Consider the following 19,519-nt stretch of genomic DNA (forward strand, 5'->3'; position numbering starts at 1 on the left):
AAGACGAATCTTTGACCTTCCTCGAAATGTTGGAAGTCTATTCAGTGCGCTGGACGATTGAGGTTTTTTTCAAAGAGACCAAACAACTTCTTCGATTAGGTAAATGCCAGTCTCAGAACTTTGATGCCCAAATTGCCCATGTAACAACAACGTATATATTGTATTCCTTTTTAGCCTATTATCGCAGGATGAACGACTATGAAACATTGGGCGGGTTGTTTGAGGTCATCAAGGATCAGATGGTGGAAAAGAATATAGCTGAACGACTATGGAACCTGTTTGAGGAGCTTTTGGATGTTGTCATTGCCGCGATTACAGAATCGGGAGCAGTTGACATTCAAGCCTTTAAGACATCACCTGAATATGTACATATAAAGGAGCTATTCGAGAGCTCCTTTTTGGAGAATCAATTATTTGAGGACGATAAAGCGGCTTAATTGGCCAAAATGGAATGATGTAAGAACCTTATCGTAGCAAAGGATATCGATGGAATGTGTAGCTTGTAAACTGTATTTTTAGGGGTGCGAAACTTAAGTACTTATTGTGAATTAATCCCATTCACCAACATTATTAGACAATAATCTAGAAATATAAATCGAACAATTGGGTATATCCTCTTAATTATTCCATTTTAAAGAATGTTTACCACATTTTAGTTGTTATTCTATTTGAACTATACTATTATTTAGTTGTTGGTAAATAAATAGGAGTGATACTATGAAACTGGTTGGTTCAATGTCGAAATTCTTAACAGTACTATTCACTTTAGCCATCGTATTTGCGATAGGTACTGGATTGGCATCAGCTTCACCAAAAGAATTATCAAAAAAAGAAAAAGAGGCATTACACCAGCAGTATGTTGAAATTGTTAAAGAGGTCGTTGCAGAGCATGAGGGTACGGAAATGGAAGTTGTGCCTTTTAAAAAATTCGCTGATGAAGATTGGATTGAGCCTGAAGCATTTAGACAATTAGCTGTAGCAAGAGCTAAACTAATGTTTAATGAAGTAGTAGACAATGAATTTGGTACTTTTGCTGTTTCAGCCACGAAGACCAAAACGATTAATTCTAATGGAGCAGATGCCTCTATTAGTATTACAGATTCTTTTAACACCTATTATAATTCTGCTAGTAATAGACAGTTGTTTTCTTCTTCAATTAACTCTTTAACGTCTAAGACAACATCAGGTGGAAGTTGGACTCAAACAGGATATACTCCTAGATTAATTGACGGTGGCCGTACATATGCGATTACGGTTGGTGGAAAGTATACAATCAATAGTCTTACATCTTCTCACAACATTCCTGTAGAATTTTATTGTAATACAGTTGGTTCAGTTAGCTGATTTGATAAATAGAATAATAGTTTCGTAAAGAGGAGAGGGAGCAGAGGCTACCCCTCCTTTTTTAAATGATACAAGCATAGCCCAAGTTATAATTATTGATGAATTGATTTAGGAGCTATGATTCTCGGTGTTTGTTAAGATATTTGTCGCATCTAACGATTATTTTTTTTGTATCAGCTACCGCGCTTCGCTTGGTTGCCTGTGCAAATAGAACAGAGTGTACTCCATTCTATTTGCACAGGTTATCTTTCATTGGATTAAGTATCACCGATTTTGTTTGCGCTCCAATTTCTGGTTCCTCGTGACCATCGTTCTGGAGGCTTCTGTTTTGCTTGCTCATAAACTATTTCTCTATTTTTAGCACCTCTATATGAACACCAGTATTAATCTGATATTTTTTATTATTAGAGCTAACGGACAAAAATCCCTAGCCCTTGGTACCATTAACCTTATTTAATATTTATTAAAAATGTGTTCCCTCAGTTACTGCTTGGAACGAATCTAATTCAATTTGTCAAATGTCATTTTGGACGAAATATAGGCAAAAGGCTGTTTTTCTTTACATTATAAGAATAGTTGCAAAAGTAAATATAAACGCTATGATCCCAAAAGTAATCATCCTTGCAATTTTTTTCCCTACCTCTGCAAAAATCCCTTTGAAATACGAGGCCACTGAAAAAGTAGTTACTATCGAAAAACGAGCTATTTTAGGGAGTATATGTTGATTGGAACGGATGTGCTAGGGCACCTGCTGGGATGCGTGGGACAGGTGAGACTCACGCATGGCGTTTACGCCGAGGAGGCTCACCGCCCACCCCGCGGAATGGTGCATCCTCTCGTTACAATCAACAGGTATTTTAGCACATTTTTTTTAAAAAGGACTTTTTCAGCAGTCTCCGAAATACTCATTATTTTTTTCTTCAATTTTTAATTTCAAAGTTCATCTTCCCGTCCCTTATACTTCGCATACGGGTCAACTTTTTCATTTAACATTTTCCCTTCATAGATATCTGCAACTTCATTCCATTCAAATTTCTGTCCATAATGTTCTACTTCAAGTTTGATAAGGTGCCAAAATGAGTGCTCGTCTTCATACTCAATACCTAGAATTTCAAAGTCTGTTAATTTATAATTCTGTTCTTTCAGTACATTTATTTACTTTAAAATTACAACCTGTCAATATAAGACTGAATGTAGATATCCAAATAAAAATTAGAATTGGTTTCTTCATGTTAACCCCCTTAACTTTGAATAATGTATATTCTCACTTTGTAAAGGAGAAAACCACTTTATTATCCAATTTCACAAATTCCTCATTGCATTATCCTGCTTCGTTAGTTGTAATATAGTTTTCTTAACTTTAACATAAATATCCAATAATCCTATTTAATAAATATAACTTGGCGTTCGTTTTGAAATTTGATATCGCAGGGTGACTATATCTTCTATCACTCTGCGATCTAATGTGCTAATTTAATACTATATCACCTCCATCTTGTGTCCAAGATCCCTTTCATATAAATAAAAAGAAGTAGTCCAAATTCATATGAGAATTGGACTACTTCTTTGTGAGTTATTTGGTTAGAATCTACTCAAGCCTTTTTGTAACTTACAATGCGAAAAATAGGTACTTATCTAAAACCCACTCTATCCCACCGAATGTTCCTTCACATACCGATTCGCAGGGTGTTCCTTACATTCTGTAGTACATGAACGTATATGCTCGTGCTCGCATTCCTCACACAATAACAAGTGCTTGTTACAATCTGGATTTCCACATTTCACATATCGTTCTTCTGGTTGCTCGCAGTAATAGCACTTCCCAACAACTGTTGCTTCCTCTGTTCGATTTACAGGCACAGAAATTCTCTCATCAAACACATAGCATTTCCCGTCCCAAAGCTTGCCTTGTACTTCCTGATCATATCCATAAGAGATAATACCACCTTCAAGCTGGGAAACATCCTGAAAACCCTCTTTGACTAAGAACCCAGAGAATTTTTCACAACGTATTCCACCTGTACAGTAGGTAAGAATCTTCTTGTCCTTATGTTCACTCAAATTTTCCCGTACCCACTTTGGAAGCTCTCGAAACGTTTCAATATCAGGTCGAATTGCCTTTTTAAAATGACCTAAATCATACTCGTACGTGTTTCTTGCATCCAGAATAATCACATCATCATCCTGCATGGCTTCAAAAAATTCCTTAGGAGATAGATGCTTCCCTGTTAGAGCGTTCGGATCAACATCATCTTCTAGACTAAGATGAACAATTTCAGGCTTCACCTTAACCTTTAGCTTCTTGAAAGCATGATTATCGGACTCTTCAATTTTAAACACAACATCTACAAACCTTGGGTCCTGTCGCATTGCCATCATATATTGCGAAGTCTGTTCGGTTGTTCCAGATACTGTTCCGTTTACACCCTCATGCGCAACATGTATTCTTCCTTTTACTCCAATCTCTTCGCAAAGGGCACGGTGCTCCTGTACAAATACTTCGGGATCATCTATTTGTCCATATTTATAATAAAGTACCACTTGATAGCTCATTTTTACATCACCTTAATTTGTATTTTTTTCTATCTTAACAAAAATGCATGGTACTTTGTAATCCATTAAACAAAAAAAAGTGTATCAGCTTTCATACACTTCTCATACATTTCTTATTTTTTTGCACGGTGTTCTTCGTTCAACTCTTTGATTTCTCCAATCAGTTGCTTCATGCCAACTTTAGCATCTGGATAGGTTTCATTCCAATGCTTAGCTAAAGGTGGCATTGATTTTGCAATATGTGTATACAGGGCCCAAACTTGAACCTTTTGTTTTAACTCATCACTTTTTTCACCTAAGAGTAATTCTGTATATTTTTCTAACAAACCATCAAATTGAGAGGCTAGCTTTTCATCCATTGACTACTTCTCCCCTTTTTTGTCCAATAGTACATGTTTTAGGGCAGGTTGTGCAAGAAACTTGAACTCCTGGGAGTCGGTTATAGAAACAGCAGGTTTTTCGCACTCTCAGCTCTGTGTCCATTACCGGTACAACTCTTTTTTCTGTATAAAACTTCCTAATCGGGTTGAACGAATAGTTTCCGAAAAGAACTCCATCTGCGTTCAAAATAGCATTGAAATCATCCAGAATGACACGATTATTCGGATACTTTACTACCATACTCTCATAGATCCAAAAAATATATGTTGCTGTATTTTCCCATAAGATTTGACGTGAAACCCTACCTTGCCTGGCTAGAATTTCGATAATCGGGCTTAAATGCTCTTTAAATAACTTCTTTAATGAACATTCTCTCCATTCCGTGCGACTACCTCCATAAGGTGTAGTAACCTCAATCGAAGACAAGTGTAATTTAGGAAGCCAAACACCATCTTGTTCAAAGGATTGAAAAGAAACTTTATCTGGTGCAAAGTCTATTTGTTTATCCCAGACACTCATAGCATACAGATATGGGACTGTTAACATATAGCTATACCGTTTCATAAACTGTGAAGCAATAACGTACGGCTCCGAAATCTTGTAAATTTGATTTAAGCGTACCAGTAAGTCATCCACGAAGTCCGCATTTCTGAGGTTCTTGCATGGAAAAGAAAGAGGATCTTCAACATTTTCTACAGATAAACGATAATGTTGAACAAGAAACTCTAGTTCATCAGTTTGTAATGTTTGTTTTGTCAAGAGACTCACCTAACCTTGGTAGAATACATCTACCTTTTCCATGGGGAATACACAATGGTGTTCCAAAGAGCGGATCTTGAGTGACTTCACATATCACATCAAAAACATCTCTTACTAACTCACAGCTAATAACATCCTCTGGTTTGCCTTGAGCATAGATCGTTTGATTCTTAATAGCCACAATATGATGGGCATACCGGCAAGCTAAATTTAAATCATGAAGAACCATGACAACTGTGCGTTTTCCCTTCTCGTTCAATTCAAATAATAAATCTAAAATTTCAATCTGGTGAGTCATATCTAAGTAGGTCGTTGGTTCATCTAATAATATGATATCAGTATCTTGTGCTAAGGTCATTGCGATCCAAGCCCGCTGACGCTGCCCACCCGATAATGAATCGACTGGTCTCTCAGCTAGTTCAGTCATCCTCGTTGATTCTAGAGCTGTTCTTACTGCTTTTTCATCTTCCTCGGACCATTGCTTTAACCAATTTTGGTAAGGATACCGCCCTTGCTTCACTAGCTGTAACACCGTTAACCCCTCTGGAGCAACGGGCCCCTGGGGAAGTATGGCAAGCTGCTTGGCTACTTCTTTTGTTGGCAGCTTTGCAATCGAATTTCCTTCTAAAAGAATAGATCCTTTCTGTGGTTTTAGTAGGCGTGCTAACGAACGAAGAAGCGTTGATTTACCGCAACCGTTTCCCCCAATAAATACAGTAATTTCACCCTTTGGGATCTGTAAATCTAGTTCATTTATAATGATGTTATCACCATATGATAGGGTTAAGCTTTCAGTCCGAATTGCACTCATACTTTCCCACTCCTTTTTTGCTCTTTTAAAAAATACATCACTAAGAATTTCTGCTCTTATATAGAAGGTAAACAAAATACGGGGCTCCAATTGCCGCAGTGAATACGCCTGCTGGTACTTCAATCGGCGCAAAAATTATACGTCCAATCAAATCTGCTACAACGACTAGCATTCCACCAATGAGAGCAGAAACAGGTAATAATGCTCCAAAGGCTGATCCGACCAACTTACGCGCAATATGTGGTGCCATTAATCCGACAAATCCAATCGCCCCACCAAACGCAACTGCACCACCTGTTAAACCGGTTGCAACTAGTAGTAAAAAAAGACGCTCTCGTTGAACTCTACTTCCAACGCTCGTAGCTAGCTCCTCTCCAAGCTCTTGTATGTTTAATATCCTTGACAGGACGAAGGTTATGATGAGTAATAAAAATGTCCACGGAGCTAAAATTCTTACATTTTCCCAAGTCGATCCATAAACCGAGCCTGTTAGCCAAATGTTAGCCTGACTTGCTTGATAAATCGGCCCCATTATCATAAATAAGGTCGTTATGGCTTGTGCTAATGCGGATATCCCGATACCTACAAGGACAAGACGCATCGGTGACACGCCATTTTTCCATGAGAGTAAATAGACTAGTAAGGCCACAACCGTTGCTCCAACAAAGGCACCAACAGGAAGCCATTGAATGCTTATGGTTAAGGAATTGCTTTTGTCTGAGTAAATCGCTAAAAAGGCCACGACTGCTACAGATGCCCCTCCTGTTAACCCGATAATATCAGGGGATGCTAACGGATTCCGAATTAACCCTTGAAGAATAGCTCCTGCTACCGCCAAGGAAACCCCGACGAATAAGGCGATTAAGATACGCGGTAGGCGAAAAGACGTAACGACTAATGTTTCAATCTTTGTTCCATTGCCAAATAAGGCGTTAATTACTTGAAGGGGCGAAAGCTTCATTTCTCCCATACCCGTACTGATGGTCATGACTAAAAGGAGTCCTATAAATAAAAGTCCTATTATGGTTGATGCTTTTCTGTCTAGTAAAAGTGAAATAGTTCCTTTAGGGAGGCGTATGGTGCGATACTTTTTCATTATGTCATCCTCCTGCGGGCGATATAAATGAAAAATGGAGTTCCAATCACAGCTGTCATTACGCCAACAGGAACTTCCTCTGGCATAATGACATACCTTGCGCCAACATCTGCCACCATTAATAGAATTCCACCTAATAGTCCGCAAAAAGGGATAATCCACCGGTGGTCGATTCCTACAATAGAGCGTGCTAAGTGAGGCACGACAACCCCAATAAAACCAATTGGACCAGCAATAGCTACAGCTCCACCTGCTAATAAAACAATGACTAAACCTGATACTGCTTTTATTAATATGGTTTTTTGACCTAGCCCTTTGGCTACATCTTCCCCCATTGATAAAACATTAATTTGATTGGCGATCAGAAAAGAACCAATCCATGCAATGGCTAAGTAAGGAAGTACAGAGAATAAAACATCCAAGCTTCTACCTTGCACTGAGCCTGCTAACCAAAACAGAACTTCCTCTAAGGCCTTCTCATTTACAACAAGTAAGCCTTGGGTAAAGGAGGAAAAAAAGGCTGCCATGGCTGCACCAGCTAGCGTTAACTTCATCGGTGATAAGCCTTCTTTTCCTAATGAACCTAGAAAATACACTGTCACGGCTGCAACGGCCGCACCCAAAAAGGCACTCCATGTTAACTGGCTAAGTGAAGCTGCCGAGAAAAAAGTTATCGATAATACAACAAAAAAACTTGCTCCAGCATTGACACCAAAGATCCCTGGAGACGCAAGCGGATTTTTAGTTAATGCTTGCATAATCGCACCTGCAATGGCCAAACTAGCTCCAACTGCTGCGGCTATCAAAGCCCTAGGTACTCTCACAGTTTGGATAATAATATGTTCATTACTTCCATCAAAGTTCATATATGAATCAATGGCCATCTTCCACGTTGTATCTGTATAGCCGAGAAGAATACTGGCACACATTGAAAGTAAAAATAAAAGGATTCCGATAACTAAACCTATTGTTCTTGCCGAATTTGATTTTAACAACATTTCAAAGAACTCCCCATAGTAGCTTTAATGAGAATGATTGTTATCCTCTCTTTATTTTATAGTCTATTTTAGTTTCGACATGCTGTCAATGATGATGAAAATCATTTTCACTTACTGGTTGACATGTTTTACAAAACGTTTTATGATCGTACTTGTAAATGAAAATCATTATCAACAAACTACATATTGGGGGACTACAAGATGAATTCTACTTTTAACAAGAAAACCATAACGATTCTATTCAGTTTACTCTTAAGCTTTACACTACTTTTGGCTGGTTGTGGAACGGAGAAAGAAACGGCTAAAGAAGAAACACAGACGGATAGTGATACGGCTGAAAAGGTAAATGAAACCATTACAGTTGAGCATGCGATGGGAACGACAGAGGTTCCTGCAAATCCATTGCGTGTTGTCATTTTAACAAACGAAGGAACTGAAGCTTTACTGACTATGGGAGTAACTCCAGTCGGTGCAGTGAATTCTTGGACTGGTGACCCTTGGTACCCACATATAACTGACCAAATGGAAGGTGTAGAGCCAGTTGGAACAGAAAGCGAAGTAAATGTAGAAGCTATTTTAGCACTAGAGCCCGATTTAATTATTGGTAACAAAATGCGTCAAGAAGCTGTCTATGAACAGCTATCATCCTTTGCTCCAACCGTCTTCGCTGAAGACTTACGTGGAAATTGGAAATCAAACTTTGAGCTATATGCTAAAGCTTTAAATAAGGAAGAAGAAGGTAAAAAAATTCTTTCAGATTATGATGCACGATTAGCTGAGTTTGCCAATAAAGCTGGAGATCAACTAAACAAGGAAGTATCCATTGTTCGTTTCATGGCTGATCATGCACGTATCTACCACAAAGATTCATTCTCTGGTGTGATTTTGGAGCAAATTGGCTTCAAGCGTCCTGAGTCTCAAAATGTAGATGACTTTATGGAAAAAGCAACAAAGGAACGTATTCCTGCTATGGAAGGGGATATACTCTTCTACTTCACCTATGAAACAGGTGACGGTGCGGCTTCTACGAATGAAGAATCCTGGATAAACGATCCTTTATTCAAAAACCTAGAAGTTTCTAAGGCAGAAAAAGTATTCAAGGTGGACGACACGATTTGGAATACAGCTGGTGGAGCTATTGCAGCCGAACTACTGGTTGATGATTTAGAGAAGTATTTCTTTGAGTAACTGTTTTAAACCTAAGAAGCTAGGGGTTATCCTCTGGCTTCTTATTTTTTTACCTTCCATTTCCTCCATTAAGTAATGGTGTTCAATAACTTGAGAAATAAATAACTACTAGAAAATTTGAACAGAATAAAGACAACGAAGGTCTAAGGGGGATTTTAGTGAAAAGCAAAATTGTAGCAGGGATACTTGGTATTTTGTTAGGAAGCTTGGGAGCTCACAAATTTTATCTTGGAAAAATTGGCATGGGACTACTATATTTAATTTTCTCTTGGACCGGAATTCCTGGGATCATTGGTTTAATTGAAGGAATTCTTTATTTAGTAAAATCTGACGAAGAGTTTCATGCCAAATATGGTTGACATTTCTCTAAGAAAAGCGAAAGCGCACCGTTTAGACCAGGCATAGCAAATGTTCCTAAAAGAAAAAAAGGGTGGTCTTCTCTTTTATTCTTTTAGAGCCTGTTCAAAAAGGAGGACAAAAAGAGCAAAGAAGTTCAAGGAAGCGAAGTCTTGAGCACCGGAGCGTATGTTTTGTATACGTGAGGAGCGGAAAGACGAGCTGACGAAGAAATTCGAAGCTGTTTTTGCCGGACTTTTTGAACATCCTCTTTTAGGGTTATTTGACCTCTAGGGTCTGGGCCTGGAGCTAGACCAATACCCTGAGTAAAAAAAATGATACTTTTTATCTTTCAAAAAAAAACGCATCCCTTCTTTGGAATGCGTTTTAAATCATTGGTATTTAATTGAAACTATATTCTTTTTTTACTAACTCAATAACCTCTTCTGCTGATGACATAGATAGTATTCTTTCCTTTAAAGAATTCAATCTACTCTTAGATTCTCGGTTTATGATGGAACGAATCGGTAAGATGGAGGATGCACTCATTGAAAGCTCATCTAAACCTAAAGCTAATAATACCGGCGTAGCCATCTTCTCACCAGCCATCTCACCACACATACCTACCCATTTACCTTCTTTATGTGCTGCTTCAACAACCATATTAATCAGACGTAAAATAGCCGGGTGAAAAGGCTGATAAAGGTAAGAAACCCTCTCATTCATCCGATCTGCTGCCAATGTGTACTGAATTAAATCATTCGTTCCAATACTAAAGAAATCGACTTCACTTGCAAATTGATCCGCAATAATGGCGGTTGAAGGAATCTCAACCATAATACCAATCTCAATTTTATCTGATACAAGAATTTTTTCTTGTACTAGCTTCTCTTTTTCTTCTAGTAGCATTTGTTTTGCCTGTCTGAATTCCTCTAGAGTCGCAATCATCGGAAACATAATTTTTAAATCCCCAAATTGACTGGCTCTAAGTAAAGCTCTCAACTGGGTTCTAAAGATTGTTTGTTCATCCAAGCATAAACGAATAGCACGATAGCCTAAAAAAGGATTCATTTCTTTGGGCAAATCCAAGTAAGGTAGCTCTTTATCTCCACCAATATCAAGTGTTCGAACGACCACTGGCTTGCCTTCCATTCGTTGCAACACTTTTTTATACGCATCGTATTGTTCATCTTCTGACGGTAGATTGTCTCGCCCCATATATAAGAACTCTGTCCGATAAAGGCCAATCCCTTCACCGCCATTATCAAGTACTCCTTGAACATCCTCAGGTGTACCGATATTAGCTGCTAGCTCTACATGATGCCCATCTAAAGTAAGGGTCGGCTCATTTTTAAGTTTAGCCCACTCTACCTTTTGCTGTTGATAGTTTTTTAACTTCTGCTTATATTCTTCAACAAGCTCAGCTGATGGGTTAATAAGTACCTGTCCACTTAATCCATCAATAATAATGATATCCCCATTTTGAACTTCACTTGTTACTACTTTTGTTCCTACAACAGCAGGGATTTCCATTGAACGTGCCATAATAGCAGAGTGAGAGGTTCTTCCTCCAACATCCGTTGTAAAGCCTAAAACAAACTTTCGGTTTAACTGAGCTGTGTCTGATGGTGTTAAATCTTCTGTAACAATGATCACTTCATCAGATAGAAGACTCGGGTTTGGTATACGGACTCCCAAAAGGTGGGAAAGTATTCTTTTGGTTACATCCCGAATGTCAGCAGCACGCTCTCTCATATATTCATTATCCATTTGCTCAAACATTTGAATAAAAAGATTTGCCGATTCGTTAAGAGCAAACTCTGCATTTACCTGTTCATTAGTGATTTTATCTTTTACGGGATTGAGTAGTTCTGGGTCACTTAAAACTAATAAGTGGGCAGAAAAAATGGCTGCCTTATCCTCGCCTAATTCTGTATTTGCTTGTTCTTTAATTTTTTCAAGTTCTTTAGCTGCTTCTTGAAGTGCTGCAACAAATCTGGTGATCTCAATCTTGCTGTCGGCAATCTCTGTCTTTACTACGGTTAGATCCGGATAAACAAGTTTATATGCTTTTGCTATGGCAATCCCGTCAGATGCAGCAATTCCTTTTAAAAGTTGAGTCATTCTCTATTCTCCTAAACCTTCCTTATTCAATGCTTCTGTTACTGCTTTAATAGAAGCCTCTTCATCCGAACCGGTTGCTGTGACTTTAATTTGTGAACCACTTGGCACTCCTAAGGACATCACACCCATAATGGATTTCAAATTAACAGATCGTCCGTTATATTCTAAAGTAATCTCACTATCAAATTTACTTACTGTTTGCACCAGTACAGTTGCAGGTCTTGCATGAAGCCCTGATTCGCTAGTAATTGTAAATATTTTTTCAGCCATAATTCCACATTCTCCTTTTATTAAAGATGATGACGAGTATATGCAAAGTTTAACGCAAAGGTACAAATGCTATGCATTTTGCACCTATGAAAGCTATCTTTTCACTTCTTTCTTCCAAAATCCAACCATTAAAGCTGTAATAACTGCGCCAATAGCAATTGCTAATACGTATAAAAGTGGGTTTCCGTTAACAATCGGAATTACGAATAACCCTCCATGAGGTGCCGGTAAACCAATACCAAACATCATCGTTAATGCGCCTGCTACAGCAGAACCTACAATAATAGAAGGAATCACACGACCCGGATCAGCAGCTGCAAAAGGAATGGCTCCTTCTGTAATAAAGGACGCTCCCATAATATAGTTCGTCTTACCCGCATCTCGTTCTGATGGGGTGAATTTCTTTTTAAATAGTGTCGTTGCCAGGGCTAAGCCTAATGGAGGAACCATTCCTCCTGCCATAATCGCAGCATGTGGTGCAAAGTTACCAGCATCAATCATGGCAATTCCAAACGTAAAAGCTGCTTTATTAATGGGACCTCCCATATCTACTGCCATCATCCCACCTAATAGGAGACCAAGTAGAACCAGATTGCCCGTTCCAAACCCTGCAAGCCAGAGTGTCAACGCATCATTTAGTGCACTAACAGGTTTAATAATGACGAACATCATAAGTAAGCCCGTTAACAATATACCGAAAACTGGATATAGCAGAACTGGCTTAATACCTTCTAGTGAATGTGGCAATCCTGCAAAAGCTTTCTTTAAAAGAAGAACTAAATAACCTGCTAGGAATCCTGCAATTAGACCTCCAAGGAAGCCTGCTTCACCAGTTGATGCCATGAAACCTCCAATCATCCCCGGTGCAAAACCTGGTCGGTCTGCTATACTCATCGCAATGAATCCTGCTAGAACTGGAATCATGAGTCCAAAGGCATTTCCTCCACCGATTGTCATCAATGCTCCAGCGATTGGGCTATAGGATGGATCATTTGGGTCAGATGCATTAATTCCGAACAAGAAGGAGAGAGCAATTAGAATTCCTCCACCAACAACAAAAGGCAGCATGTTTGAAACACCATTCATTAAGTGTTTATAAAATCCTGATTTACCTGATCTCTCAATTGTCTCGTCTTTATTCCCAGAGCCTGAGCCTTGATAAATTGGTGCATCCCCACTAAGTGCTTGATCAATTAATTCCTTTGGCTTTCTAATGGCTTGGGCAACTGGTACTTGTATAACCGGTTTTCCATGGAAAGGTGTTAAATCAACGTGAGTATCTGCCGCAATAATAATAGCGCTCGCTTCTTCAATCTCAGAAGCTGCAATTTGTTCTTTATTCCACTTGAACCGTTTGTTTGAACCTTTATGTTTATCCCTAATTCCTTTGCTTTTGCCTTTAAAGAATCTGCAGCGATATACGTATGCGCAATTCCTGTTGGGCAAGCTGTTACAGCCAAGATTAACTTTGCACCTTGAGATATAGGATCTTCGTCTCCTACTTCTGATAATTCCTATTCATCGATTGCACGTAACACATCATCTACTGAAAAAGCTGATTCAATTTTCAATCTAAATTTCGAATCCATTAAGTAGGATGATAGTCTAGACAACGTCTCTAAATGCTCGTTATTGGTGCCTTCACTTGCTGCAATCATGAAAAACAAGTGACTTGGCTGACCATCTAGTGCGTCATAGTCAATTCCTTCCTTAGAACGACCAAAAGCTATAGCAGGAACTTTAACGGCTTTTATCTTCGCGTGAGGAATGGCAATTCCTTCTCCAATTCCGGTTGTACTTTGTGCCTCTCTTGTTAGGATAGCTTCTATGAATTTCCCCTTGTCCTGAAGTCTACCAGATGAGCTTAGCTTCTCAGCTAGTTCATGAATAACATCGTTCTTTGTTTGAGATTTTAAATCTAGGATAATCGTATCCGCTTTTAATAACTCTGTAATCTTCATTTTCTTTCCCCCTTATTGTTGAACCACTTTGATCTGTGGATATATTCTATCTACATCCGTCTGCTGACAAAGATCTATTGAAAAGGCCGTTGCCGTTCCAGCCGCTACTCCGTATTGAAAGGCTTGAAGTAGGTCCTTATGCAAGACATAGGATGCTAAAAATCCCGCTACAGTAGAATCCCCTGCACCAACTGAGTTTTTCACTTGTCCTTTTGGGACCGTCGCAACTGCTGTTAGATTTTTATTAACCAAGACTGCTCCGTCCCCTCCCATGGAAACGATTACATTCACAGGGCCATTTTCAACTATCTTTTTCGCATGAAAAATGGCCTCTTCTTTGGATGAAATATCTACTCCTACAAGTTCAGCTAATTCATGCTGATTGGGCTTAATTAAAAAAGGCTTATACTTTAAAACATCTTTCAAGGAAGGACCTGAAACATCAATAACAAAAGGAATTTCTTTTTTGGAGCAAAGTTCGGCCAAGGATTCATAGTAATCAAGAGATATAGAGGTTGGATAGCTTCCAGCGAGTACAAACAGATCTTCTTTGCTTAACGTTCCAATTAAGTCAGATAACGCTTGTTGCATTTGATCGATAATGATTGCCCCATTACCGTTAATTTCGGTTTCTCGGTCAGCGCTAACCTTGACGTTAATTCTGGTAGGTCCATCATGTTCAATGAATTCATGGGAAATGCCTTCCTTTGTTAGGTACTCTTTAATAAATTCTCCTGTAAATCCCCCAACGAACCCAAATGCTTTATTTCGTATACCTAGTCTTTTTAAGACTCTCGATACATTAATTCCTTTTCCACCCGGGTAGAAAGAAGTGTGCTTTGCACGGTTTAGAGTACCGATTTCCAAATTTTCAAGTTCAACAAGGTAGTCAATTGAAGGGTTTAATGTACATGTGTATATCATGTTGTCACAACCTCTATTGTTGTTTTTTCTTTAAATTCTGCGATAATCTCATGATCTATTCCATTTGTAATGATCAAAGCTTGATCTAAGCTTGCAACATTTGCAAAAGTGACCTCGTGAAACTTTGAATCATCGGCAAGTACGAATGTTTCTTGTGCTAAATGTATAGCTAGACTCTTAATTTTGGCTTCCTCGTGATCAGGTGTTGTGAATCCATGCTGAAGGTGAATTCCATTCACTCCGATAAAGCTCTTATCAAAGCGATATTGAGACATTCCTTCCACAGCCCCTGGACCTATTAGGGCTTTTGTTTTCTGTTTAATATATCCACCGATCAGGTACGTATCAATGTTTTGTTGTAGTAAGGAATCTAAATGAGTTAACCCATTTGTTACAACTTTTATTTCTTTTGCCTCAATGAACTGAATCATTTGAAAAACGGTAGTTCCAGCATCTAAAAAAATACAGTCACCATTTCGAATAAGGCTTGCTGCATATTTGGCAATGGTCTTTTTTTCCTCAAGATACTTCGTTGCCTTTACAGTAATACTTAGTTCTTCACTTTTTTGGCGTAAAAGTGAAGCACCTCCATGTACTCTTTTTAATTTGTTTTTATGTTCAAGCTGACTTAAATCTCGGCGTATGGTGGATTCAGAAGAGTCAGTTGCATCAACTAGTTCTTGGATTTTGACTATTTTTCTTGTTTCGACTAACTCAACGATAATTCGATGTCTTTCAGGTGTCAGCACTCAGGCCACCTCCTATATTAGAATCGTCTTATGATTCTTTTATATATGGTTTCTAACTAGTAGTATCATAACGTAAGCCCTTACATTTTTCAATCATTTTAAATCAAAAACAATCATAAATAACCAAGTTTTTCTTCATTATCAACCAAATTCATTCACTTATATAATGTGGAATCTAAACAAAAAAAGCTCCCGATTTATGATCGGCAGCTTACTAGTTATTCTCGATGATGGTGACGGTGATGCCCTTCCCAATTTGGGATATAGCCGTTTTTCTCCATCTCTTTGAAATGATCCTCCATTTTCTTGAGGATCATTTCGCCCTTTTCTTTAGAGAGAACACCATACTCTATGTACTTCTCAATAAGCTCCTTTTTGGTTTCAAACATTTCTTTATGAAGCTTTTTAATTTCCTTCTTTTGCTTCTCTGTTAATTCGACCTTTAGGACATTCTGCTCGGGTGTTGGTTCGGCTTGGACGGGCGAGAGTAGGAATCCTAGTGATAGAAATATTAGTATAATAGAAGAAACTAGCTTTTTCATTTACTTTTCTTCCTCCTTACGTGTTCTCTAACACTTTCATTTTTTGTATAAAAAGGAAAAAACAAACTGGTAAATGAATCCAAAATAAAAAATGAGGTTAAGCTACCCTCATTTTCCTGCTAAATTGACCTGATTAAACCATCTTTGGAGTAAATGCTTTTTATATAAGCTTGCCATTTTATTTAGAATAAACGAAGGAATCTTTTTCGGAAAAAATGGTGAGAGATAGAATTTATGATAGACCGTTTTAATATCTGACCACTGCTGACAGTTCTTTGTTTGCCTGAACCTGGCTACATCTATGATCATGATTTCATTTTGTGTGGTCACAAGTAGATTTCTCAAATGTATATCCGAGGGGTTGAAGCCTCTTTCTCTAGCTAATTGTAAGGCGAGATCAATTTCCTCAATATGATGCTTTGATACCCGAATCCCCTTACGTAAACACTCGAACAAGGTATCTCCCTGGATAAAATCAATCACAATAAAATTTTCACCTACACCATATAATTCAGGAAAATAGGATATCCCCTTTAATCCTCTATAAATCTCCGCCTCTTCTAGGGCAATATGTTTAAATGAAGGAAAGAAAACTTTTAGTGCATAATTTGTTGATTGGATACGGAATACAAATGCACTTCTTCCTGTTCCAACCAAGCTTAATGAAGAATCTTGATGAAGTAACACAGTATCATTACCCTTTTGCGAAATGATTACGCTAGCAGCAAGTTCAGCATATGATTTCATTTGCTCCCCTCCAAGCGTTCAGAGATTATAATATATATATATATATGATGATACCACCAAAAAAGGCACTTGTACCGTTTAAAGGGCAAAGTACCAAAAGAAAAAGAGGAGTTATAAGGTGTCTGTTTGACGTATGTTCATTGAAATCGTACTTCCAACAAGAAGATTTAAGTCCTCAGCAAGAGATGTAAGTGTATCTGTGATTTCCTTTATTTCGACAATAATGAATGTGCTTACTTACAGAATATATACAAACCTATTTTTCTGTTCGTTTACCCAATCCAAAAAAGCCACCAAAAGTATTTTCTTGGTGGGTCGATTCTATTATTCTTTCCACCGGTTCAATGAATTAAGACTTAGGTTTGTGCTTCTTTTCTACTTCACCATTTAACAGTTGGATGACATCATCCAAAAATTCTTCGGTGAACGTTCCTTGACTAAAGCTGACGAGTCCGCGCAGCGGCATATATTTCATCATAGCTCCCATCATATCTGAACCATCATTATCTTCTAGGGCTGCCCTTGCTAAAGGATTATTCTCGTTCACTCTAGCCAGAATCTCTTGAGCAACGGATCCAAGAATAGGATCTATAAGTAAGTCCCCTACTGTTGTGTTTCGATGAATGGGCTTTCTTATCGGTACAGTTGAGTTTACTCGTAAGGTTTCCTTCAACACGATCTCTCTCGAAGACTTTGCAACTAGTATTTCAAAATCGCCCGTTTCAACGTGCCAATCCTTTATCTGCACATTATAGTAGGCAAATGCCCGCTTATCTAATGTAAATGTAACTGTCTTTTTCTCCCCTGGCTGCAGCTCCAATTTTTCAAAGCCTTTTAATTCTTTGTTAGGTCGAATGACACTGCTACTTACATCTCTAACATATAGCTGGACAATCTCTTTTCCTACTAAGCTACCCGTATTTATGACATCGACAGTTACATTCACTGTTTCATCATCAAATATATCTTTTCGATTGATCCATAGATTCTCATACTCGAAGTTTGTATAGCTAAGTCCAAAGCCAAATGGAAATAAGGGCTCTACGTTTTTCGTGTCATAATAGCGATATCCAACGAAAATTCCTTCTCTGTATTCGACTCGATCTTCTTCTCCAGGGAAAAATAAATAGGAGGGATTATCTTGTAGCGCCTTTGGGAATGTTTCGGCTAGTTTTCCACTTGGATTCGTTTCACCAAACAATAAGTCAGCAATTGCTCCTCCAGTTGCCTGACCACCTAGATAGCCTTCAAGTAGCCCTTTCACTTTGTTGATCCAAGGCATCTCAATGGGTGCACCGTTGCTTAAGACAACAACGAGATTTTTTTGCACATCTGCAACTTTCTCAATTAACTCGAACTGATTTTCAGGTATTCTCATATGTTCTCGGTCATAACCTTCTGACTCATACCTGTCAGGAAGACCAACAAATAGAACCGTAACGTCGGACCTGCCCGCTACCTCTATGGCTTCAAGTACTAGTTGTTCATTTATATCATTTTTTTCAAGCTGATACCCTTTTGCATATAAAACGTTGGTATTCCTTCCAGCCATCTTCTTGATCTCTTCAAAAGTACTATCTATTAATGTTGGAATGATATGAGAGCTTCCACCACCTTGGTACCTCGGATTTTCAACAAATCCTCCAATGATTGTAAGTGTACCTTCTTTTTTCAATGGAAGAACATCATCCTCATTCTTTAAAAGCACCATGCTTTCTCTTGCAGCCTCTCTAGCAAGCTGATGGTGCTCTGCTATTAAATAGCTAGCATTCTCTTTTTTATGATCAACTGCTTTAAAAATCACGCGTAACAATCTCTCAACTGCCCTATCCAAGGTTTCTACTAGAAGAGTCCCATCCAAAACAGCTTCTTTAATCATTTGGTCTCGTTCTCCACTACTAGACGGCATTTCAAGCTCTAATCCAGCACTCAGACCCTTCACCCGCTCGTTGACCGCACCCCAATCAGATACGACAAACCCATCAAAACCCCATTCATTCCTCAAAATGTGTGATAATAAGTAGTCGTGTTCTGAAGCATAGTCACCATTTACTTTATTGTAGGAACACATCACGGTCCATGGCTTGGCTTTCTTAATCGCTTCTTCAAAGCTAGCCAGATAAATTTCTCGAAGCGTCCGTTCATCCACGATGGCATCGATAGACATTCTTCGGTGCTCCTGATTATTAACGGCAAAATGTTTAAGAGATGTGCCTACTCCCTGACTTTGTACTCCCGATATATGATTTGCTGCCATTTCGGATGAAAGATAAGGATCCTCTGAAAAGTATTCAAAATTACGTCCGCAAAGTGGTGACCTTTTAATATTTGCCCCTGGTCCTAAAAGAATAGATACGTCCTCTGCCTGACATTCTTCCCCTAAGGCACTCCCCACTCTTTCAATTAATTTCCGGTTCCAAGTGCTTGCCAAGCCAACAGCAGATGGAAAACAAGTTGCAGGTATACTGTCAAACATTCCTGTATTCCCTGTACGATCGCGTTGCTTTCGTAAACCGTGTGGGCCATCAGCTACCATAATGGAAGGAATACCTAATCGTCCAATTTCCTTTGTATGCCAAAAGTCCAATCCAGAACAAAGGCTAGACTTCTCTTCTAGTGTCATTTGTGAGATCAGTGCTTTTATGTCTCTATTCAAATTTTAACCTCCCTATGTAAAAAACATGCTTGTAATACTGAGACAGCTAAAAAAGGAGCCATTCTAAAAAATCGAGCTAG

Annotated in this window: 17 protein-coding genes and 1 pseudogene; 4 read left to right on the forward strand and 14 right to left on the reverse strand. The window is 38.5% G+C overall.

What is annotated here, in order from left to right:
* Window positions 1–437: transposase (locus ACOI1C_RS12375; RefSeq protein WP_422510841.1), on the forward strand; the 437-nt coding region annotated here is incomplete at its 5' end.
* Window positions 438–717: 280 nt separating this feature from the next.
* The gene (locus ACOI1C_RS12380) at window positions 718–1,344 is read left to right on the forward strand and encodes a hypothetical protein (protein WP_422510842.1); all 627 of its coding nucleotides are present in this window, start codon (window positions 718–720) and stop codon (window positions 1,342–1,344) included.
* Between the two features lie 1,647 nt (window positions 1,345–2,991).
* Here the strand turns inward: ACOI1C_RS12380 and ACOI1C_RS12385 are convergent.
* The 6 genes from ACOI1C_RS12385 to ACOI1C_RS12410 all read right to left on the reverse strand — a co-directional run bounded on the left by ACOI1C_RS12385 (window position 2,992) and on the right by ACOI1C_RS12410 (window position 7,942).
* Complete coding sequence (locus tag ACOI1C_RS12385) at window positions 2,992–3,897, reverse strand: rhodanese-related sulfurtransferase (RefSeq protein ID WP_422510843.1); 906 nt, start codon at window positions 3,895–3,897, stop codon at window positions 2,992–2,994.
* 113 nt (window positions 3,898–4,010) lie between these two features.
* Window positions 4,011–4,256 carry a YusU family protein gene (locus ACOI1C_RS12390; protein WP_422510844.1) on the reverse strand — a complete coding sequence of 82 codons (246 nt, stop codon included), beginning with the start codon at window positions 4,254–4,256 and terminating at the stop codon, window positions 4,011–4,013.
* Window positions 4,249–5,037 carry a siderophore-iron reductase FhuF gene (gene fhuF, locus ACOI1C_RS12395; protein ID WP_422510845.1) on the reverse strand — a complete coding sequence of 263 codons (789 nt, stop codon included), beginning with the start codon at window positions 5,035–5,037 and terminating at the stop codon, window positions 4,249–4,251. Before fhuF ends, ACOI1C_RS12390 begins: the two co-directional genes overlap by 8 nt.
* Window positions 5,012–5,848 carry an ABC transporter ATP-binding protein gene (locus ACOI1C_RS12400; RefSeq protein WP_422510846.1) on the reverse strand — a complete coding sequence of 279 codons (837 nt, stop codon included), beginning with the start codon at window positions 5,846–5,848 and terminating at the stop codon, window positions 5,012–5,014. The genes fhuF and ACOI1C_RS12400 overlap by 26 nt, the downstream gene beginning before the upstream one ends.
* A 40-nt stretch (window positions 5,849–5,888) precedes the next feature.
* On the reverse strand, window positions 5,889–6,944 hold the full coding sequence (locus ACOI1C_RS12405; RefSeq protein WP_422510847.1) for a FecCD family ABC transporter permease: 1,056 nt from the start codon (window positions 6,942–6,944) through the stop codon (window positions 5,889–5,891).
* Window positions 6,944–7,942 carry a FecCD family ABC transporter permease gene (locus ACOI1C_RS12410; RefSeq protein ID WP_422510848.1) on the reverse strand — a complete coding sequence of 333 codons (999 nt, stop codon included), beginning with the start codon at window positions 7,940–7,942 and terminating at the stop codon, window positions 6,944–6,946. Before ACOI1C_RS12410 ends, ACOI1C_RS12405 begins: the two co-directional genes overlap by 1 nt.
* A gap of 201 nt (window positions 7,943–8,143) precedes the next feature.
* Here ACOI1C_RS12410 and ACOI1C_RS12415 point away from each other — a divergent pair, with 201 nt between their 5' ends.
* Complete coding sequence (locus tag ACOI1C_RS12415) at window positions 8,144–9,130, forward strand: ABC transporter substrate-binding protein (protein ID WP_422510849.1); 987 nt, start codon at window positions 8,144–8,146, stop codon at window positions 9,128–9,130.
* 158 nt (window positions 9,131–9,288) lie between these two features.
* The gene (locus ACOI1C_RS12420; protein WP_422510850.1) at window positions 9,289–9,489 is read left to right on the forward strand and encodes a TM2 domain-containing protein; all 201 of its coding nucleotides are present in this window, start codon (window positions 9,289–9,291) and stop codon (window positions 9,487–9,489) included.
* Window positions 9,490–9,868: 379 nt separating this feature from the next.
* Here the strand turns inward: ACOI1C_RS12420 and ptsP are convergent, their stop codons facing one another.
* The 8 genes and pseudogenes from ptsP to ACOI1C_RS12460 all read right to left on the reverse strand — a co-directional run bounded on the left by ptsP (window position 9,869) and on the right by ACOI1C_RS12460 (window position 19,439).
* The gene (gene ptsP, locus ACOI1C_RS12425) at window positions 9,869–11,590 is read right to left on the reverse strand and encodes a phosphoenolpyruvate--protein phosphotransferase (protein WP_422510851.1); all 1,722 of its coding nucleotides are present in this window, start codon (window positions 11,588–11,590) and stop codon (window positions 9,869–9,871) included.
* 3 nt (window positions 11,591–11,593) lie between these two features.
* On the reverse strand, window positions 11,594–11,860 hold the full coding sequence (locus tag ACOI1C_RS12430) for a phosphocarrier protein HPr (RefSeq protein ID WP_422510852.1): 267 nt from the start codon (window positions 11,858–11,860) through the stop codon (window positions 11,594–11,596).
* 93 nt (window positions 11,861–11,953) lie between these two features.
* Window positions 11,954–13,821: pseudogene (locus ACOI1C_RS12435) on the reverse strand (PTS fructose transporter subunit IIABC).
* 12 nt (window positions 13,822–13,833) lie between these two features.
* A complete protein-coding gene (pfkB, locus tag ACOI1C_RS12440) occupies window positions 13,834–14,745 on the reverse strand; it encodes a 1-phosphofructokinase (protein ID WP_422510853.1) in 912 nt (303 codons plus the stop codon).
* Complete coding sequence (locus ACOI1C_RS12445; RefSeq protein ID WP_422510854.1) at window positions 14,742–15,494, reverse strand: DeoR/GlpR family DNA-binding transcription regulator; 753 nt, start codon at window positions 15,492–15,494, stop codon at window positions 14,742–14,744. The genes pfkB and ACOI1C_RS12445 overlap by 4 nt, the downstream gene beginning before the upstream one ends.
* A gap of 218 nt (window positions 15,495–15,712) precedes the next feature.
* Window positions 15,713–16,036: a DUF2680 domain-containing protein gene (locus ACOI1C_RS12450; RefSeq protein ID WP_422510855.1), complete on the reverse strand. Its 324-nt coding sequence runs from the start codon at window positions 16,034–16,036 to the stop codon at window positions 15,713–15,715.
* Window positions 16,037–16,144: 108 nt separating this feature from the next.
* Complete coding sequence (locus tag ACOI1C_RS12455) at window positions 16,145–16,783, reverse strand: protein kinase family protein (protein ID WP_422510856.1); 639 nt, start codon at window positions 16,781–16,783, stop codon at window positions 16,145–16,147.
* A 349-nt stretch (window positions 16,784–17,132) separates the two neighbouring features.
* Entirely contained in the window at window positions 17,133–19,439 is a 2,307-nt protein-coding gene (locus ACOI1C_RS12460; protein WP_422510857.1) for a glycoside hydrolase family 3 C-terminal domain-containing protein, read from the reverse strand.
* Between the last annotated feature and the right edge of the window lie 80 nt (window positions 19,440–19,519).

It is taken from the genome of Bacillus sp. DJP31, assembly GCF_049310945.1.
GTDB lineage: Bacteria > Bacillota > Bacilli > Bacillales > SA4 > Bacillus_BS.

Bases quoted from the DNA above. Each gene is read 5' to 3' on its own strand.
- ACOI1C_RS12380 (WP_422510842.1), top strand. From the start codon at position 718: ATGAAACTGGTTGGTTCAATGTCGAAATTCTTAACAGTACTATTCACT.
- ACOI1C_RS12385 (WP_422510843.1), bottom strand. From the start codon at position 3,897: ATGAGCTATCAAGTGGTACTTTATTATAAATATGGACAAATAGATGAT.
- ACOI1C_RS12390 (WP_422510844.1), bottom strand. From the start codon at position 4,256: ATGGATGAAAAGCTAGCCTCTCAATTTGATGGTTTGTTAGAAAAATAT.
- ACOI1C_RS12400 (WP_422510846.1), bottom strand. From the start codon at position 5,848: ATGAGTGCAATTCGGACTGAAAGCTTAACCCTATCATATGGTGATAAC.
- ACOI1C_RS12405 (WP_422510847.1), bottom strand. From the start codon at position 6,944: ATGAAAAAGTATCGCACCATACGCCTCCCTAAAGGAACTATTTCACTT.
- ACOI1C_RS12410 (WP_422510848.1), bottom strand. From the start codon at position 7,942: ATGTTGTTAAAATCAAATTCGGCAAGAACAATAGGTTTAGTTATCGGA.
- ACOI1C_RS12415 (WP_422510849.1), top strand. From the start codon at position 8,144: ATGAATTCTACTTTTAACAAGAAAACCATAACGATTCTATTCAGTTTA.
- ptsP (WP_422510851.1), bottom strand. From the start codon at position 11,590: ATGACTCAACTTTTAAAAGGAATTGCTGCATCTGACGGGATTGCCATA.
- ACOI1C_RS12430 (WP_422510852.1), bottom strand. From the start codon at position 11,860: ATGGCTGAAAAAATATTTACAATTACTAGCGAATCAGGGCTTCATGCA.
- pfkB (WP_422510853.1), bottom strand. From the start codon at position 14,745: ATGATATACACATGTACATTAAACCCTTCAATTGACTACCTTGTTGAA.
- ACOI1C_RS12450 (WP_422510855.1), bottom strand. From the start codon at position 16,036: ATGAAAAAGCTAGTTTCTTCTATTATACTAATATTTCTATCACTAGGA.
- ACOI1C_RS12455 (WP_422510856.1), bottom strand. From the start codon at position 16,783: ATGAAATCATATGCTGAACTTGCTGCTAGCGTAATCATTTCGCAAAAG.